Raw genomic sequence first — 17256 nt, forward strand, 5'->3', positions numbered from 1 at the left:
CTCGCCCCGGGGCAGCCTTCCCCGCGAGATGCTGCATTCCCCTTTTATTAGCAACTTTTCCAATATATTAGCAACTTTTCTCTTTTATTAGCAACTTTCCCCATATATTAGCAACTTTCCATTTTTACTAGCAACTTTCCCCATATATTAGCAACTCCGACTCCTCCGCTCTTATCAACAGCACCCCGCCTCAAACTGCAGCTCTCTCCACACTTCCCTCCATTCCTGCCAACCCGCCACACCCCAAACTCTCCCCTAGATTCCCCCCTCAATTTCCTCTATAATAAACCATGAAGAATCCACCTAAAAAAGGAGATCTACATATGGAAAAAACCTTAATTTTCGGACATAAAAACCCAGATACAGATACAATCTGCTCAGCTTTGGCTTACGCAGACCTGAAAACTCAACTTGGCCAGGAAGTTGAAGCCGTGCGCCTAGGCGAAATCAACGGCGAAACTCAACACGCCTTGACAAAGTTCAGCGCTGAAGCCCCCCGCCTGATCAGCAATGTGTCTGACGAAGCGCAAACTGTCATTCTTGTAGACCACAATGAACGCCAGCAGAGTGCAGACGGAATTGAAAGTGTGCGTGTGGCTGAGGTGATCGACCACCACCGCATCGCCAACTTTGAAACAAGCGATCCTTTGTACTACCGCTGCGAGCCTGTCGGCTGTACTGCAACGATTCTGAACAAAATGTACAAGGAAAACGGCAAGAGTATTCCAAAAAACATCGCTGGCCTGATGCTGTCCGCCATCATTTCTGACTCCCTTCTGTTCAAATCACCGACTTGCACAGACGAAGATGTGAAAGCTGCACATGAGCTTGCGGAAATCGCGGGTGTGGATGCGGAAGAGTATGGCCTTGAAATGCTGAAGGCTGGTGCCGATCTGAGCGATAAGTCTGCTGCACAGCTTGTCAGCCTGGATGCGAAGGAATTCCAGATGGGTTCTGCTAAAGTGGAAGTGGCGCAGGTGAACGCCGTTGATACAAACGATGTGTTTGCGCTTGAAGAAGAATTGCGTGCGGTAATCAACAGCACAATCGAGGAAAAAGGCTTGGATCTGTTCCTGTTTGTTGCAACTAACATCCTGACGAACGATTCTGTCGCGCTTGCGCTTGGCAAGGAAGCAGCTGCTGTCGAGAAAGCATTCAATGTGGTGCTTGCTGATGAGAAAGCTGTCCTGCAGGGTGTTGTTTCACGTAAAAAGCAAATCGTGCCTAACCTGACTGATGCATTAACAAAGTAAAAACTAGCCGCTCCGAAAACCTCGGAGCGGCATTTTTTATTTCTTATACCAGCCAAGCCCCATAGAGCCTTCGCCAAGATGTGTGCCGATGACCGGGCCGAAGTAGCCGATCATGAATTCGACGTTCGGCAGCTCTTTTTCCAGCTCTGCTTTCCACTCGTCAGCTTCCTTCTCGCGGTTCGCATGGATGATGACGGCGCGGTATTCCCCGCCGCCTGATGCAGCTTCTCCAAGAAGGTCAGCAATCCGCTTCATCGCTTTTTTGCGGGTGCGGATTTTTTCGAATGGCACGATGACTTTGTCCTGGAAATGAAGAAGCGGCTTGACCTGAAGCAGACTGCCGATCAGCGCCTGGGCACTTGAAAGGCGGCCGCCGCGCTGCAGATGGGAAAGGTCATCCACCATAAAGTAGGCACGCACCGTCTGTTTCATTTCTTCCAGGCGGGCCATGATGTCCTGCGGATCCTTGCCTGCCGCGGCCATTTCTGCCGCTTCAATGACATAAAAGCCCTGAACCATGCAGCTGATTTCGGAATCAAATGGATACGCCCTGATTCCTTCAACCATGCTCCCTGCGGTGACGGCTCCCTGATAGGTGCCGCTGATGCCGCTCGACAGATGGATGCTGATGACCGCATCATAGTCGGCCGCCAATTTTTCAAACAGCTCGACGAATTGGCCTGTCGAAGGCTGTGAGGTCGTCGGCAGTTCCTTATGCTTCACTTCTTCATAGAAGGCTTCGGCTGTAATTTCTACCTCTTCTTCGTATGTCTCGTTTCCGAAAATCACGCTGAGAGGGATCATATGTATGTTCAGTCGATCCCGCAATTCCTTCGGGATGTATGCAGTACTGTCTGTTACTACGGCTGTTCTCATATAAAGAGTACCATCCTTTGTTTTTTCTCTACTATATGTCCAATTTATATTTTATATGAAAACAAGGGAAAATCCTAGGGAGAAAAGAAAGCTTAATATTAGGGGGACAGATTTTTTAAAAGGGGTAAAGCTGAAAGAAGCTAGTAATTGGCGGCTAGCGGCAGAAGATGAGAAAGCTGCCTCCGGTTGATTTCATCGGCGATCAGTTCAAGAAAGTCATTGTCCACATCACAAAGCAGGGCGTCCTCGAAAACTTTGAACAAATTCTCATCTGATAAAAGCAGCAGGCTGGTCATAATCTATTAAAACCCTCCATCCATTACTTTTAACCTATTTTTAACATATAATTACATATTTTGTAAACAACTATTTTCCGAAGTTTACATTACATTATAATGACAGCATAAAAAAGAGCACGCCTCAGCGTGCCCCCCACTATCTTACCTCAACCCAGCCATTCTTGATGGCTACAACAACAGCCTGGGTGCGGTCATTTACATTCATTTTCTGCAGGATATTGCTCACATGGTTCTTAACTGTTTTTTCACTGATGAACAATGCTTCGCCAATGCCGCGGTTGCTTTTTCCGTCAGCAAGAAGCTGAAGGACTTCGCATTCCCGGCGTGTCAGCAGATGCAGCGGACGGCGGATTTCCATCTGAGTATATCCTTCGCCGCTGCCGTTTTCATCAGATGCCAGGCGGCGGTATTCTTTGACCAGATTATGGGTTACCTTCGGATGCAGGTAAGAGCCTCCGTCAGCCACCACTTTGACCGCTTCAACAAGCGCGTCGGCATCCATTTCCTTCAGCAGATAACCGCTCGCTCCCGTTTTCAGTGCATGTGTTACATAGTTTTCATCATCATGGATGGAAAGGATGATGACCTTTGCATCCGGGTATTTCTCCACTAATTGCTTTGTCGCTTCCACACCGTTGATTGTGGGCATGTTGATATCCATGATCACGACATCAGGATTATATTCCTCAACCAGGCCTACAGCTTCTGTGCCATCATCGCCTTCAGCTACAACCTCGAAAGTTTTTTCGAAATCCAGTATTCGCTTTACCCCTTCTCTGAATAGCTGATGATCATCTATAATGACGATTTTTGTAGTCATTGTGTTACGCCTCCCTAAATCTCCTGTTATATTTATCTATTATTGATTAAAAGGAATTTGTATTAGCACGACCGTTCCGGTGCCTATTTTGGAATCGATCGAAATTTGCCCTTCCAGCAGCTCGACTCTTTCCTTCATGCCGATGATGCCGAAGGATTCATTTTTGCGCTGGTCTGGATTGAAGCCTTGGCCATTATCCTTAATGACAGCGGTAATGCCTGCCTTGGACAGTTCCAGCTTCACAATGATTTCTTTGCTCTTGGCATGCTTAAGTGCATTCTGTACAGACTCCTGTATCAGCCGGAACAAGGCAACTTCATAATTGGAAGGAAGCCTTCTGTCTTCTCCAATATTGATAAATTGGATTTTTGTATCTTTATGGTACTCTTCAATGGTCTGAAGATACTTCTTCAGAGTAGGAACGAGCCCAAGGTCATCAAGAGCCATCGGCCTGAGATCATAGATGATCCTCCTGACCTCATATAAAGCATTTCTGACCATTTTTTTCAGGCTCCGGATTTCCCTGAGCGCTTCGTCACCGCCCCGCTCCCGGTATATCCGTTCGATAAGGTCGGAGCGCATCATCACATTGGCCATCATCTGGGCCGGGCCGTCATGGATTTCCCTTGAGAGGCGTTTGCGCTCTTCCTCCTGGGCTTCGATGATCTTCAGCCCAAAATCCTGCTTTAGCTTCGCGTCTTCCAGAACCTCGCCAACTTGCTTAAGATCGCTCATCATATAATTCATGACAACCGATATCTGTGAAACAAGCTTTTCTGCCCGTTCTATGGTTTCCGTAATGCCCAGCAGCCTTCTTTCAATATCATCGCGGCGATCCCTGAGCTGCTTCTCCTGCTGCCTGTTCATCGACAATTCCATCTGCAGCTGATGTGCCTTTTCATATGCTTCACGGACTTCCGACTCCGTGTAGTCCTTGAAATGCATGCTTACTTCCGAAAGCCGTTTCCTGGCAAACCTCGTCTGCCCTTCCAGCCTGTCCCCGTTATCTATTGTCTCTATAACTAATTGTTTAACTTCTTTGAGTTCTTCCGCTAAAGTTTCATAGTCCTGTCTGCACTTTTCCCCAATTCTGAATATCTCATCTTTACTATTGCCTACAGTGTCGATCATTTTTTCCAGAATTAGATCAAGAGTGACTGTGTCGATTTTTTTTCTTGTCATCTAAGTACCTCCATTGCCCAGTCAGCTTATGACTATACGCGCGGCAAAACGATAGCAGGTCCATTCCTTTCTTTATATAGAAAGACATATGTTTAGAACAAGCTATTGCCCAAGTACAGCGGCTAGGCATGAAGCTGGTCAAATGAAAACCCTTCCGGCATTCTGTCACTATTTTAGCGTGAATTAGAAAGATATACTATATTTTACGTATGAAAACTATACCAAATACGCTAAAATTCGGTAAATAGACATAGCTTATGTAAGAAAACTGCGCCTAATATCCTACTTTCCTAAAAGCATTATTAGTATTTTATAATAGAAATAGAGTAGTCCAGAATCTAATTCACCGGATATAGGACCTCACAAATACTATTCTGCAATAGTTGAAAAGTAATTTTGAATAATGTTTATTATAACATGCAAAAAAGACGCCTATATTAAAGTTTTATTACAATCGGAATAAAAAGAAATTCAGCGGATATTGTCGAATTATAATAAGGGACAGGGCATTATAAAGGGAATATAGAGGTTCTGCAGCAGAATATAAATTAAGAGCAGAAAGGAAGCTAATATGCTGGAAAGATACTTAACAGTCAAGAATGGCGGAGAACATGAAATCGTAATCCAGAAATCAAGATTCATTTCCCATGTATCAAGGGCAGAATCAGAGGAAGAAGCTTTGGAGTTTATCCAATCCATTAAAAAGAAGCATTATGATGCAACCCATAATTGCTCTGCATATATGATTGGCGAGAATGACCTGATCCAAAAAGCGAATGATGACGGAGAACCGAGCGGAACAGCCGGGGTTCCTATCCTTGAAGTTCTAAAAAAGAAACATTTAAAAGATACTGTAGTGGTTGTGACACGCTATTTTGGAGGAATAAAATTAGGGGCGGGAGGCCTTATCAGGGCATATGGCAAGTCAGCTTCTGAAGGTATAACAGAAACAGGCATGGTAGAACGCAAGCTGATGAGGATTATGAGGGCTTTCATAGATTATACCCTGCTCGGTAAAATCGAAAATGAACTCCGCTCCTCTGTATACCAAATTAAAGAGATCCATTATCTCGACAAGGTGGAAATAGCTGTTTTTGTCGAACAGCAGTCTGTAGACGCCTACAGAAATTGGTTCATCGACCTCTCAAATGGCCAATGCCGGCTGGAGGAAGGGGAGCTGCTTTACTTGGAGGAAGATGTTTCATGATTTACGCTTAATTTTCATTTACGAAGTTTGAAGTTTTCTGTAAAATAAACTATTGCATAGATATTTGGAACTAATCACAATAAAAAGTAGGGATATTACTATATGGCTAAATCTAGATCTACGAGGAGAAAGAAAAAGCTGCGCTTCTGGCGTATCTTTGTCCTTATAATACTTTTAATTGTCTTGGGCGGCGGATCTTATTTCGCTTATGATATTTTAAGCAATGCAAAACAGGCCACTGATGATATATACCAGGAGCTGAACCCCGATAAGGTAGCCACCCACAGGGAAGAAGAAGTGCAGGTGACAAAGGATCCATTCAATGTCCTTCTCGTCGGACTCGAAACACAGGAAGGCGGGGCGCGCTCTGATGTATTGATGCTCGTAACCGTAAATCCGCAGACTGAAGAAGTATACGTACTAAGCATCCCGCGGGATACAAGGCTCTATATCCCCGAGATCGGATACAAAACAAAGATAACCCATTCATTTGGAAATGGCGGAATAGAAACAACAGTTAATGCTGTCCAGGATTTGCTTGATGTGCCGATTGATTACTATGTCACAACCAACTTCGATGGATTTGAGGATATCGTTGATACGCTCGGAGGTGTAACAGTCGATGTTCCGTTTACATTTAAGGCGCAGCTTACAGAAAGCCTGAAGTGGAAAACCTTCCATGAAGGTGAGATGGATCTGAACGGAAATGAAGCACTTGCCTATGTGAGAATGCGCAAAACAGATCCAAAAGGGGATATGGGGCGCAATGAGAGGCAGCAGCAGGTAATCAAGGAGATCGTTGATAAAGGGACTTCTTTTAGCTCTATTACAAAAATCGACGATATTATGGATGATCTCGGCAATAACGTCAAAACGAATATACCGCCGTCAAAATTTGTCAGCTTTGTAAAGCTATATTCACAAATAAGAACCACACCGATCGAGAACCTTTCCATAAAAGGCTATGATGAATATATTAATGATGCATATTACTATATTCCATACGAAGATTCCCTTGCAGAGTTAAGCAATACCCTGAACACTGCGCTGGATGGCAGCACTCCATATCAGAGCAGTTCTAACAGCTCTGATACAGCATCAGAATATAATAGCCAGCCTTAATCCTGACCGGCTCTGTATGAGCCGGTTTTTTTTGCGCTTTCATATATTGGTATAAATTCCCTACCAATTTCCTAATTTCTATTTCCTTCTATGGGTTGGAAGATTTGACAATTTTCGATAGAATAGGATATGAACCAATATTTTGTCCATGGAGGTAAAAACGTGAAAAAAATAATTGCTTCTTCAGTTCTTGCCACTGCTGCTTTGTTTCCAATCCTCATGCAGGCTGAAGATGCTAAAGCTGCCAATCTTCCTGCTAGTATGTCTGTAGATCAAAAGGTAGATATCCGCAAAGGAGCTACTAGTTCTTATCCCCTAGTCGCAAGCCTCACTACCGGTAAAAACGTAACGGTAGTGGATGAGTTTACAAATGCCAACGGGGAACTTTGGTATCGCGTCGATCTTGGAGCTGAAAAAGGATGGGGCTTAGCCGCCCACTTCACTGCCCCTCAAGCCGGTTTGATAGAGAACGGCAAAATGGGTGTGATCAGCGGAGATAAAGTCAATATCAGAAAAGGAGCCACCACTTCCTATGCAGTGGCTGCCCAGCTGTCCAAGGGAACCTCTGTCAAAGTAATTGACAGCTTCAAAAATGCCAATGGAGAATTTTGGTACAGGATCGAAACCGGTACGGCAACAGGCTGGGTAATTAAAGACTATGTCTCACCTGCTTCCGAGGTTAAGCCTCCCCCTCCAGCAGCGGAAACTAAAACTGTCCAGGCTGATAATACACCTGTAAGAAAAGGCGCAACAAATTCATATGCTGCTGTTGCATACCTTGCGAAGAATCAGCAAGTCAAAGTAATCGACAGCTTTACCAATGCCGCCGGAGAGAAATGGCATCGAGTGGATCTGGGCTCAGTAAAAGGCTGGGTGCCTGAATCGGCTTTCAGCACTGTGAAGCCTCCAAGCCCATCAGATCCGGTGCTTCCAGCCGTTGGTAGCTATGTATATAGCCAGGCAAGCGGTATAGACGTTCGAAAAGGGGCAACAGATACTTATGCATCTGCTGCCAAGCTCACAATCAATCAAAAAGTAAAAGTGATAGATCACTTTGTCCATAGCAGCGGCGATGCATGGCTGAGGATTGAAGTCAGCTCCTCCCTTATGGGATGGGTCCGGGCAGAGTCTGTCAGCAGTGAACAGTCGTTAAATATTAATTTATATGTAAGTGTTGATGTAGCTAACCTGCGCAGCGGCCCATCGACAAGCTATTCCGTAGCCGGACAGGCTAAAAAAGGAGAAAGCCTTAAGGGGATCGCAACAGCCACTGATTCATCCAATGCTGTCTGGTATAAAGCTTTGACGAGCTCGAACCAGTCTGTTTGGGTACATGAATCCGTCGTTTCAAAGCAGCAGCCTTCTGCTCCTGCCCCTATCGGCGGCACAAAGATTGTAGGAACCAGGAATGCTGCCCTTTACTCTGGGGCCACTTATCAATATAAAGTTACAGAACGGCTTGCTTACAACAGCAATGTTACAATCCTTGGCTCATTCGTCAATGCAAATGGAGAGCAATGGCTCAATATAAAAAGCTCCACCGGAAGAACCGGCTGGACACCTGCTAATGAGCTTGTATCTTCCCTGAATGACCACCAGTATGCGTTTGCCAAGAGCGGTGCTGTCCTGCGCAAGGGAGCAAATTCCAAATATGCGGTAAGCTCTTATCTAAAAGCCAACGAATCTCTGATTGTACTTGGAAAACTGAACGGATGGCTCAACGCGGAAAACAGCAGCGGCACCAGAGGATGGGTCCTTGAAGCACAGACATCGACTGTTTCTTCAAAAGGCCTGTTTGCCCCGTCTGTTACTTCTTCAGGAGCAGATACTTATTTAACATGGCAGAAGCCGATGAGTTTTGACATCTCTTATTCTGTCCTTTCTTCCAACAGACTTAAACTGACCGGAGGAATGACAGATGTAGAACTTCCATCAGGCAGCATTCAAGGCATCAAGTCTGTTGAAACCTTTGCTTCCGGTGCCCAGGAATCAGTGGTGCTTACCTTTGAGCCAGGCTACACATTTACATTAAGGGATTATAAAGACAAAGTATCGGTAAAAGTCATCCCCAACGGGCTTTTAGGCAAGAAAATCATCATTGATGCAGGACATGGCGGCAAAGATACTGGGGCTATCGGGCCTACAGGATTAAGGGAGAAGGACGTGAATCTGGGAACTGCCCTTCTGCTGAAGGCAGAACTGGAAAAGTACGGCGCCATTCCGATCCTGACAAGAAGCACAGATATTTTCCTGGAGTTGTCTGAAAGGACTTCGATAGCAAATAAATCTGAAGCTGATGCATTTATCAGCATTCACGGAGATTCTTTCTCCTCAAGTTCCAGAGGATCAACTACTTATTACAACTCGACAGTCAATTTCAACGGTCCGCGAAGCAAGACGCTCGGCGAAGCTGTGCAAAAGAGCATGGTATCTTCACTGGGCACCTATAACCGCGGAGTTAAAGAGCAGAACTTCTATGTTAATAGAATGAATGAGCTGCCAAGCGTATTGGTAGAACTTGCTTTCCTTTCCAATCCAAGCGAGGAAGCATTATTAAAAACTACTGCTTTCCGCACGAAAGCAGCTGTCGGGATCACTAAAGGGCTCGAACAATATTTTAATAACTTCTAAGCTATAAGTTTACGAGAATGATTGGGGCTACAGACCTGTACCCCCAATCATTTTTTAATAAACATACCAGGGGGTCAATGATGAAACATACAAAAAAAATAATTGCTGCCGGTGTTTTAACTATCGGTATAGGTACCGGGGCGGCCTTTTCTTCGCCAAAAGGAATAGATGCTGCAAGCAATGTTGTACTTGCGAGTGTTGATTGGGTCACTTCCCAGCTTAATCCTGTCAAGTCAAAGGTGAGTGAACTGGAAACGAAGTTGAATGCCCAGCAGCAGGAAATCAATGCTCTGAAAGCTCAGCTGGCACAAGGGGGAACACCTGCAGCACCTACAACTCCTCCTCCTGCCGCACAGCCGCCTGCTTCAGGCCTGCCTTCTGCCGTTTATGCGAACAAGAGCAGTGTTAATATCCATTCCGGGGCTACAAGAGACTATAAGGTCATTGCAGTAAAATCAAGCGGAAGCTCTCTCAAGGTCATTGATTCCTTCACTTCTTCCAGCGGATTATGGTATCGTGTTGAGCTTTCTGCCACAGTCAAAGGATGGGTTCACTCCAGTGACGTTTCCACATCAAGGCCATCTTCGGCTGCGCCAAGCCAGGTTGTTACAACAGGGGAAGTTAATCTGAGAAAAGGTGCCACAACCAGCTACTCAGTCCTCCAGCTGCTGCCTAAAGGAGCTGTGTTAAATTACATCTCTGCTTTCACCAATGCAAAAGGCGAGAAATGGTACAATGTTGAAACTTCCGCAGGAGTGAAAGGCTGGATGATTGCGAATCTTGGCGAGGTGAGATAAAGTGAAAAAGCTTTTGGCAATCATTCTCGCTTTTTCGCTGTCCGGCTTTGCTCAAGCTCCTGCAGCAAAAGCAGCCGAGGCTGTTACATATGCAAATGAAGTGAAGATTTCAGTTCAGCTGGCAGCCAGCCCCACAATCACAACAAATGGGGAGTATCAGCTTAAAAACAAGGATACCGGCATTATTACAAGCATTCCGGCCCATACTTCTATTTCATTCAAAAAGGATACAAAAGGCATCACAGCCTCATTCGGCAGTTTCACCCAATCTTCAAGCACAGGTTTCAACCTTGAGGAAATCACGGGAAACAGCACCTCAATTGGAAAGTTGAGCAATGGGATATCATACAGAGGCAGCTTTTCCCTTGCGCCAAGTGGAAGCAGTATACAAATAGTCAATTATCTGGATATGGAAGACTACCTGAAAGGAGTCGTTCCAAATGAAATGCCTGCTTCCTGGCATAAAGAAGCACTAAAAGCACAGGCAATTGCTGCGAGAAGTTATGCGGCAAATATGATGATGCTGACAACTACAGCAACAAGTCAGGTTTACAGAGGCTATTCAGGTGAAGATGGGCGTTCCAATACAGCCATCCAGGAAACAGACGGGCTCCTGGTAAAATATAATGGAAAGCCAATCCAGACCTTCTTTTTCTCGACCAGCGGAGGTAAAACGGCCAATGTCGGCGATGTCTGGAATTCCGACCAAAAGAACTTCCCTTATCTTGTTTCTGTAGATGATCCTTATGAAACATCAGTATTCAAAAATTGGACCGAAACGTTCGCCCCTTCTCAAATTCTTGCTTCATTTGGATTTACTGGGAGCTCAGTCGTACTATATGATGTCCAGCTCACCAAATCCGGGGCTAATGGCGAGGTCAGTGCAGTAACAGTAAAAACCTCTGCCGGCGACAAAACAGTCACCGGAAACGAATCAGTAATCAGGAAGCTGTTCCCGCTGTCCAACTCCAGTGTCTACAATATGCTTTATTCCAACTGGTTTGACATCGAATTAACAGGCGGACAGCAGGCTTTATCGGTCCAGACTTCCACTGGCACTGAAACTGTGACAGACTTGAAAGGCCAGAGCGTTCAGACAGCCTCCGGGCAAATATCTCTGGATGGGTCACACGTTTCTATTCAGACCTCTGGAGGCATCGTCTCGAATGAAGGCGGCTCCGGGGTCACCTCCATCACGGTTACCGGAAAAGGATGGGGCCACCGGATCGGCATGAGCCAATACGGGGCAAAGGGATATGCAGAACGAGGCTGGACAGCCGAACAGATATTAACCCATTATTTTAAAGGAACAACGGTTTCAAAATAAGAAAAAAGCCAATTCCACTCAGGAATTGGCTTTTTCCTTGGAAGCATCCGAGATCCTAGCAAGAAGCTCGTCCACGATGCTTTTCCATGAATATTCATCAATTGCCAGCCTTCGTCCATTGGTGCTCATGATTTCGTATTGGCTTTCCGAAACATTCATAAGCTCGGAAACAGCAGCAGCTATCCCCTCTGGATTTTCAGGCGGGGCAATCCTGCCGCAATCATGTTCTTCCAGGATTGCCGCACTCTCTCCATCCCCGCAGTACAGTACGGGCGTACCTGTGGAAATCGCAGGGAAGATCTTCGAAGGCCTTGCCCCTTTAAAAAGCTCAATATTGCGCAGCGACACAACACTATAGTCAGCTATCGAAAACATATTAGGCATTTCTGATACGGGAACAGATCCATAAAACGTCACGTTATGAAGGCTAAGCTCTTCTTTTAAGGCAAGCAGTTTGTCTTTCTCCTGTCCATCCCCTACAAAAACAAAATGGGCATCAGGATCAGTTTCTTTCAGGATGCTTGCAGCACGGAGGACAGAGTCCAGTCCCTGTGCATAACCAAGGGCGCCGGCATACATAAAGATCTTTTTGCCTGCTAAACCAAGTTCATTGATCAGCTCCATGTTTTTGGGAAGAGGTATAAACGTGTCAGTATTTACCCCGTTAGGCAAAAGGAAGACATCTTCCGGTTTCTTGCCTTTATTGATCATATAATCGCGTATCCCTTCAGTCGCAGTAGCAATCTTCCATGACTTTTTGTACAGGAACTTTTCCAGCTTTTCGGCAAGCCTGATAAAGGATCTATTCTTTAATATTCCAAGCTCCACTGCTGATTCCGGCCATATGTCAGCCACATTGAATACAAATTTCGCCCGTTTCAGCTTGGCTCCGATATAACCGGTAATGCCCAGGAACAGCGGCGGTGAATTACAGATGATGACGTCAGTAGGCTTTGATTTGATAATCGAATAAAAAGCACTGAAGGTAAAAGAAAAATAAGATGCAAGCCTTTTCCAGAAGCTGCCCTTTGGTGAAGGATAAATCCAGGAGCGGTGGACAGGGATGCCATCCCATTCTTCATACATATAAAATTTCCCTTTATATTCATCAGGAATGATTCCCCAGGGATGATGCGGGAAAGCAGTGAGAACTTCCACTTGGTGCCCGCGGCTGAGCAGCTCTTTGCTCACTTCATATACCCGTATTTGGGGAGCCCCGGTTTCAGGGGGGAAATGCTGACAAAGATAGATTACTTTCATTAACTTAACCCCATTATTTTCTTATGATTTGCTTAAGGTAACTCTCCAGCTTATCCTTTAGATCCGGCCTTTTTAATGCATAATCAATGGAAGCCTGAAGGAAGCCGAATTTGTCCCCGACATCATAGCGGTTGCCTTGAAGGATGTAAGAATAGATTGATTCGGACTCCAGAAGCTTGTCTATGGCATCGGTAAGCTGGATTTCACCCTTTTTATCAGGCTTGATGGTTTCCAGCATATCAAATATGGCCGGAGTCAGCAAATAGCGCCCGACGATGGCTTGTGTGGAAGGAGCTTCTTCTACTGCCGGCTTTTCTACAAGGCTTTTGACTTTATACAGCTGGCCGGACTGATCTGAATAATCGACAATTCCATACTTATTCACTTCAGACCGCGGGACCTCGTTGCAGCCCAGAATGCTTGATTGTACAGTATTATATTGATCAATCATCTGTTTAAGGGCAGGCACCTCACTGTCGACTATATCATCGCCCAGCAGGACAGCAAAAGGCTCGTTGCCGATGAACTTCCTTGCACAAAGAACGGCATGGCCGAGACCGAGCGGCTCCTTCTGTCTGACATAGTGGATATCCACCAGGTTTGAGATTCTTTCAACAACCTCCAGCATTTCTTCCTTGCCTGTCCGGTCCAGCAGCATTTCAAGCTCGACCGACTTGTCGAAGTGGTCTTCAATCGCGCGTTTATTCCGGCCGGTCACAATGATGATATCTTCAATTCCCGACTCTACAGCTTCCTCAATAATGTATTGAATAGTTGGCTTGTCCACGATCGGCAGCATTTCCTTCGGCTGTGCTTTTGTTGCAGGCAGGAATCTTGTCCCAAGCCCGGCTGCAGGAATTACAGCTTTTTTTATCATGAATTCATCCCCTTTGACAGTGTCTCTTCGTATAGTTTCAGCATACCATCGGCATTATCTGTCCAATTATAATTCTCCTTTACATGGACAATTCCGGCATCACCCATTTTGCGCCGCTCTTCAGGATTATCTATAAGCGCAAAGATTGCCTTAGCCAATTCTTCCGGATTTTCCTTCGGCACGACATAGCCTGTCCTGCCCTCGATTACCACCTCGGGAAGGCCCCCTACATTTGAAACAACCGCAGGGACGCCGCAGGCCATTGATTCTACTGCCGCAACACCGAAGCTTTCGCTGTCTTCTGTTGAAGGAACTGCAAAGACATCAATTTTATTGATATACTCTGGTACAGCATCATTCGGTACTCTGCCAGTAAAAGTCGTGGCCGAAGAAATTCCAAGCCGTTCTGCCATCTCCTCGTATTCTGCTCTTTGCGGACCATCTCCCACGATGAGCAGCTCTGTATTCTTATTCTTTTTATGGATTTCAGCAAAAGCGGTGATGAGATCGCCTATTCCATATTTATCTGATAAAGCTTTAACTGTCCCGATGGTAATGGCATCAGGTGTGCGCAGTCCTTCAATGGGACGGAATTTCTTCATGTCGACTCCAAATGGCGTAACAAATACTTTTTTATTTGTATACTTATTCGTTTCCTTCGCCATAATATGGCTGGTGGAACAGATGACACTTGCTTTTTGGAGCGTGTAATCCACAATCTTTTTATTGATGGATCCCTGCTGAGGGAATTGGAAAATATCCCTTCCCCAGACCGACACGTAAAACGGCTTAAAATCAGCAAGTGCACCGACGAGCCCATAGCTCGAAACATAATGGGCATGAAGGATATCGGGCTTAAATTGCCTGATCGCTTTCTTTACGGCGAACACGCTTGAAAAGTATGACAGTTTGCCCGGCAGAAGCTTTGGCAGGACAATTGTATCTATCTCCCGGGCATTTTCCTCGGAATAATGGTCCGGAAAGGTTGCCACCCTTACGTCAATCCCATTGTTCTTATAGTATAATGCCCACTTATGTGTATGGATGGAACGGCTGGGCGCCAAAATCAATACTCTCATAGTTCCTCCTTTACCAGCGTGTTCTTGACTTTTTCTACTCTTGCCAGCCAGGAATGTTTCCTCATAAAGCTATTCCTGATATTTTCCCTGAGGCTGTCCGACTTCTCAGACATATTCTTTATGGCCCTTGCCATAGATTCCGGGTTATCTTCACAGATGATCCCATAGCCATCTTCTTCTATGATCTGCTTTTGCGCCTCGCAATTTGTGGCTACAAGCGGAAGATCGTTGGATAAATACTCGACAAGCTTAACTGGCACTGAAAAATCATTGTAAGTGCTTTTATACCTTGGAATAAATGCAAAGTCCATTTCTTTGTACAGCTCATCCAGTTTATCTCCGCTTATATGCTTGACCTGTACATTTTTCTTCATAATAAGCTTTTTTTTCTTTTCGGAGAGCTTTTCAAACTCATCTTTCCTGCAGACAATCGTCAGGTTAAGGATTTCCTGCTCACGGTTGGCAAGATCCATAGCTTCGAGAAGTAGGAACAGCCCGTAATCCTCATTATTAATTCCTCCGACATATAAGCCCTTTTTGACTCCTGAGCTGCGAACTGCACCCTTATCGGAACCCCTGTATTTACCTCCGGGAGGAAGTGCTATCTTTTCCCTGGGGATGTCCACATAAGCACCCATTGCATCACTTGGCAGGAAGATAGCCTGGCAATATTTATTGTAGAATCTCTCTTCCATCCTGTATATTGTTTTCATAACAGCTTTTTTAACCCCTTTTAAAGGGTAAAGCTCATCAAACTTCCAATACACATCTCTGTAAAAAACGCCAACTGGAACACGCCGGCTTTTAAGGAATTTCATCACCTTTGTATCCACAAATGGCTTATCGGGTTTATGGCCGGGATCTGTAAGCCAAAATGGGATGGTCTGGTTTTCCATATAACAGAACCAGATATCATCCAGCTTCCCCTGCTGTTTCCAATCTTCAAACAGGGCATTTCTTTCGGCTGATGTGCCGGACAGAAGAAGGACTTCTACATTTTCTCTTTCCCCCCACTGTTTAAATGCCCGATGAATTTCTATTGGACGCAGTTTGGATCCGCTGTTGGCGTTTTCCGCCAGCTTGAATGGATAATATAGCAAAACTGATTTCATAAAGCTTCTCCCTTATAATTGGTTGCCAGACTTCCTCTTAAGATAAAAGGAAGCGAGATCTTCCCTTAATTTAATGAATAGGAGGATGCCGGCAAATAAGAATGTGATAAATATCCAAATAGGATTAAAGAGAAAATCTGTAAATCCTCCGACCAAGGTTCGCGGGATATTGATTGAGAAATAAATGAAAAGGCACAAAAGCACAGGATTTTTAGGCAGCCTTATAAACACAATGTACAAGAGCTGCACGAATATACCTACATACATTGTTCCAAGCAAGATGCCCATATAGCCGAAATTAGCAAACGCTTCTGCAATATATAGAGTATTGAGCACGCCGCCGGTGCCATCGGCAACCCTCGCCGGGAATGCGTTGGCCATAACCAGCCTTGCAGACCTGACCTGCTCCATATCAAACCAGCCGATCAGGATGGATGGAAGGCTGCTTCCATTAAGGAATGGGATGGCCTCACTGCCAAAATAATTCAAATGCAGAAAGGTCGGGGCAATCTGTGCAAGGATGATCCTGCCGATTGGACCGGATGAATAAGAGAAATAAGAACCCAGGTCATCGACTCCCTGGATAAACATATACATCAAAATAACCAAAGTTCCTCCGCTGATTCCATAAAGGTAGATTTTCCACCTGTTCAGAACAAGCGTGCCGCTGTATATCCTCACAAAAATAAACATGATCGCGTAAAATAAGATCGGCGATTTGGCCAGGTCATATACGCTGATCAATACGGCAAATACAAACAGCGACATAAACAGAAAAATCCATTTGAGCTGCTTTGTTTTTGCCGCATATACATAAGCGATTAAAGAAAGCAAAGGTGTCAAGGCAATGGCGAATATGTTCCGCACATATACATTGCCGCTGAAGTTTCGGGCTGCTTCAATCCTTAGCTTTCCAAGCTCAGTAAAATTGCCTTTCAGCAGCTCTATGAGCGGAACTTGTACCGTTTTCAGCAATGTATACATGACAGCCAGCATGCAAATGACAGATAGCGCAAGAAAAATGAGATAAAATTCGTCTCTCTTTCGATTGATGCCAATCTCTATCGGTTTGCTTATATAGGCATTGAATTCTTGTTTCGCATCAAACCCGGCCAGCTTGCTTACGATAAACATCGTGAGCGGCAGCATGACCATTACGAAGGATACCGCACCAAAACCAATCCATCTGTAGAATTCCCGGTACACCCTAAGCTTATTGAGCATATAGTAATGGTCGATATCCAAAACGATCAGCAGGCTGCCGATATAGCACGATACAAATAAAGAATAATAAAAGATAAGCGAGTTTAAATTTGGCTTAAAAAGCGACAAACTTCCGGATATCCTGTAAAACAGGCTTACCGAAATGAGTGAGACTGACAGCCAAATCAAAATTGCGAGCATGAATGGACAC

15 protein-coding genes are annotated in these 17256 nt (G+C 45.0%); 6 read left to right on the forward strand and 9 right to left on the reverse strand.

Translation table 11 applies throughout. From position 1 onward, the window contains the following. Positions 1–323: 323 nt before the first annotated feature. The gene (locus AC4E8B_RS21405; RefSeq protein WP_490215443.1) at positions 324–1253 is read left to right on the forward strand and encodes a manganese-dependent inorganic pyrophosphatase; all 930 of its coding nucleotides are present in this window, start codon (positions 324–326) and stop codon (positions 1251–1253) included. A gap of 36 nt (positions 1254–1289) precedes the next feature. Here the strand turns inward: AC4E8B_RS21405 and AC4E8B_RS21410 are convergent, their stop codons facing one another. From AC4E8B_RS21410 to AC4E8B_RS21425, 4 genes are all read right to left on the reverse strand, one after another. After that, positions 1290–2129, reverse strand: coding sequence for a DegV family protein (locus tag AC4E8B_RS21410; RefSeq protein WP_490215444.1), 840 nt, complete (start codon positions 2127–2129; stop codon positions 1290–1292). A 140-nt stretch (positions 2130–2269) separates the two neighbouring features. Next, the gene (locus AC4E8B_RS21415; RefSeq protein WP_490215446.1) at positions 2270–2425 is read right to left on the reverse strand and encodes a sporulation histidine kinase inhibitor Sda; all 156 of its coding nucleotides are present in this window, start codon (positions 2423–2425) and stop codon (positions 2270–2272) included. 139 nt (positions 2426–2564) lie between these two features. Continuing rightward, entirely contained in the window at positions 2565–3248 is a 684-nt protein-coding gene (locus AC4E8B_RS21420) for a response regulator (protein ID WP_490215448.1), read from the reverse strand. A 39-nt stretch (positions 3249–3287) separates the two neighbouring features. Next, complete coding sequence (locus tag AC4E8B_RS21425) at positions 3288–4430, reverse strand: sensor histidine kinase (protein ID WP_490215449.1); 1143 nt, start codon at positions 4428–4430, stop codon at positions 3288–3290. 571 nt (positions 4431–5001) lie between these two features. Between AC4E8B_RS21425 and AC4E8B_RS21430 the strand changes: the two genes are divergently transcribed. From AC4E8B_RS21430 to AC4E8B_RS21450, 5 genes are all read left to right on the forward strand, one after another. Further along, entirely contained in the window at positions 5002–5637 is a 636-nt protein-coding gene (locus AC4E8B_RS21430) for a YigZ family protein (protein ID WP_490215450.1), read from the forward strand. 102 nt (positions 5638–5739) lie between these two features. Further along, positions 5740–6759 (forward strand): LCP family protein, encoded by a 1020-nt coding sequence (locus tag AC4E8B_RS21435; RefSeq protein ID WP_490215451.1) that lies wholly within the window; start codon positions 5740–5742, stop codon positions 6757–6759. Between the two features lie 162 nt (positions 6760–6921). Continuing rightward, on the forward strand, positions 6922–9390 hold the full coding sequence (locus tag AC4E8B_RS21440; protein WP_490215452.1) for an N-acetylmuramoyl-L-alanine amidase family protein: 2469 nt from the start codon (positions 6922–6924) through the stop codon (positions 9388–9390). Between the two features lie 77 nt (positions 9391–9467). Further along, the gene (locus AC4E8B_RS21445; protein ID WP_490215454.1) at positions 9468–10187 is read left to right on the forward strand and encodes an SH3 domain-containing protein; all 720 of its coding nucleotides are present in this window, start codon (positions 9468–9470) and stop codon (positions 10185–10187) included. Position 10188: 1 nt separating this feature from the next. After that, a complete protein-coding gene (locus tag AC4E8B_RS21450; RefSeq protein ID WP_490215455.1) occupies positions 10189–11514 on the forward strand; it encodes a SpoIID/LytB domain-containing protein in 1326 nt (441 codons plus the stop codon). 18 nt (positions 11515–11532) lie between these two features. On the opposite strand, the gene AC4E8B_RS21455 is transcribed toward AC4E8B_RS21450, so the two are convergent. From AC4E8B_RS21455 to AC4E8B_RS21475, 5 genes are read right to left on the reverse strand one after another with little or no spacing between them, the layout of a single operon-like run. Next, on the reverse strand, positions 11533–12774 hold the full coding sequence (locus AC4E8B_RS21455; protein ID WP_490215456.1) for a glycosyltransferase family 4 protein: 1242 nt from the start codon (positions 12772–12774) through the stop codon (positions 11533–11535). A 13-nt stretch (positions 12775–12787) separates the two neighbouring features. Further along, positions 12788–13651 carry a UTP--glucose-1-phosphate uridylyltransferase GalU gene (galU, locus tag AC4E8B_RS21460; RefSeq protein ID WP_490215457.1) on the reverse strand — a complete coding sequence of 288 codons (864 nt, stop codon included), beginning with the start codon at positions 13649–13651 and terminating at the stop codon, positions 12788–12790. Then, entirely contained in the window at positions 13648–14730 is a 1083-nt protein-coding gene (locus AC4E8B_RS21465; RefSeq protein WP_490215459.1) for a glycosyltransferase, read from the reverse strand. The genes galU and AC4E8B_RS21465 overlap by 4 nt, the downstream gene beginning before the upstream one ends. Then, positions 14727–15842, reverse strand: a complete 1116-nt coding sequence (locus AC4E8B_RS21470) for a glycosyltransferase (protein ID WP_490215461.1) — start codon at positions 15840–15842, stop codon at positions 14727–14729. Before AC4E8B_RS21470 ends, AC4E8B_RS21465 begins: the two co-directional genes overlap by 4 nt. Before the next feature lie 12 nt (positions 15843–15854). Next, positions 15855–17246 carry an O-antigen polymerase gene (locus AC4E8B_RS21475; protein WP_490215462.1) on the reverse strand — a complete coding sequence of 464 codons (1392 nt, stop codon included), beginning with the start codon at positions 17244–17246 and terminating at the stop codon, positions 15855–15857. Positions 17247–17256 lie beyond the last annotated feature (10 nt).

Source organism: Bacillus sp. SRL543 (assembly GCF_984799205.1).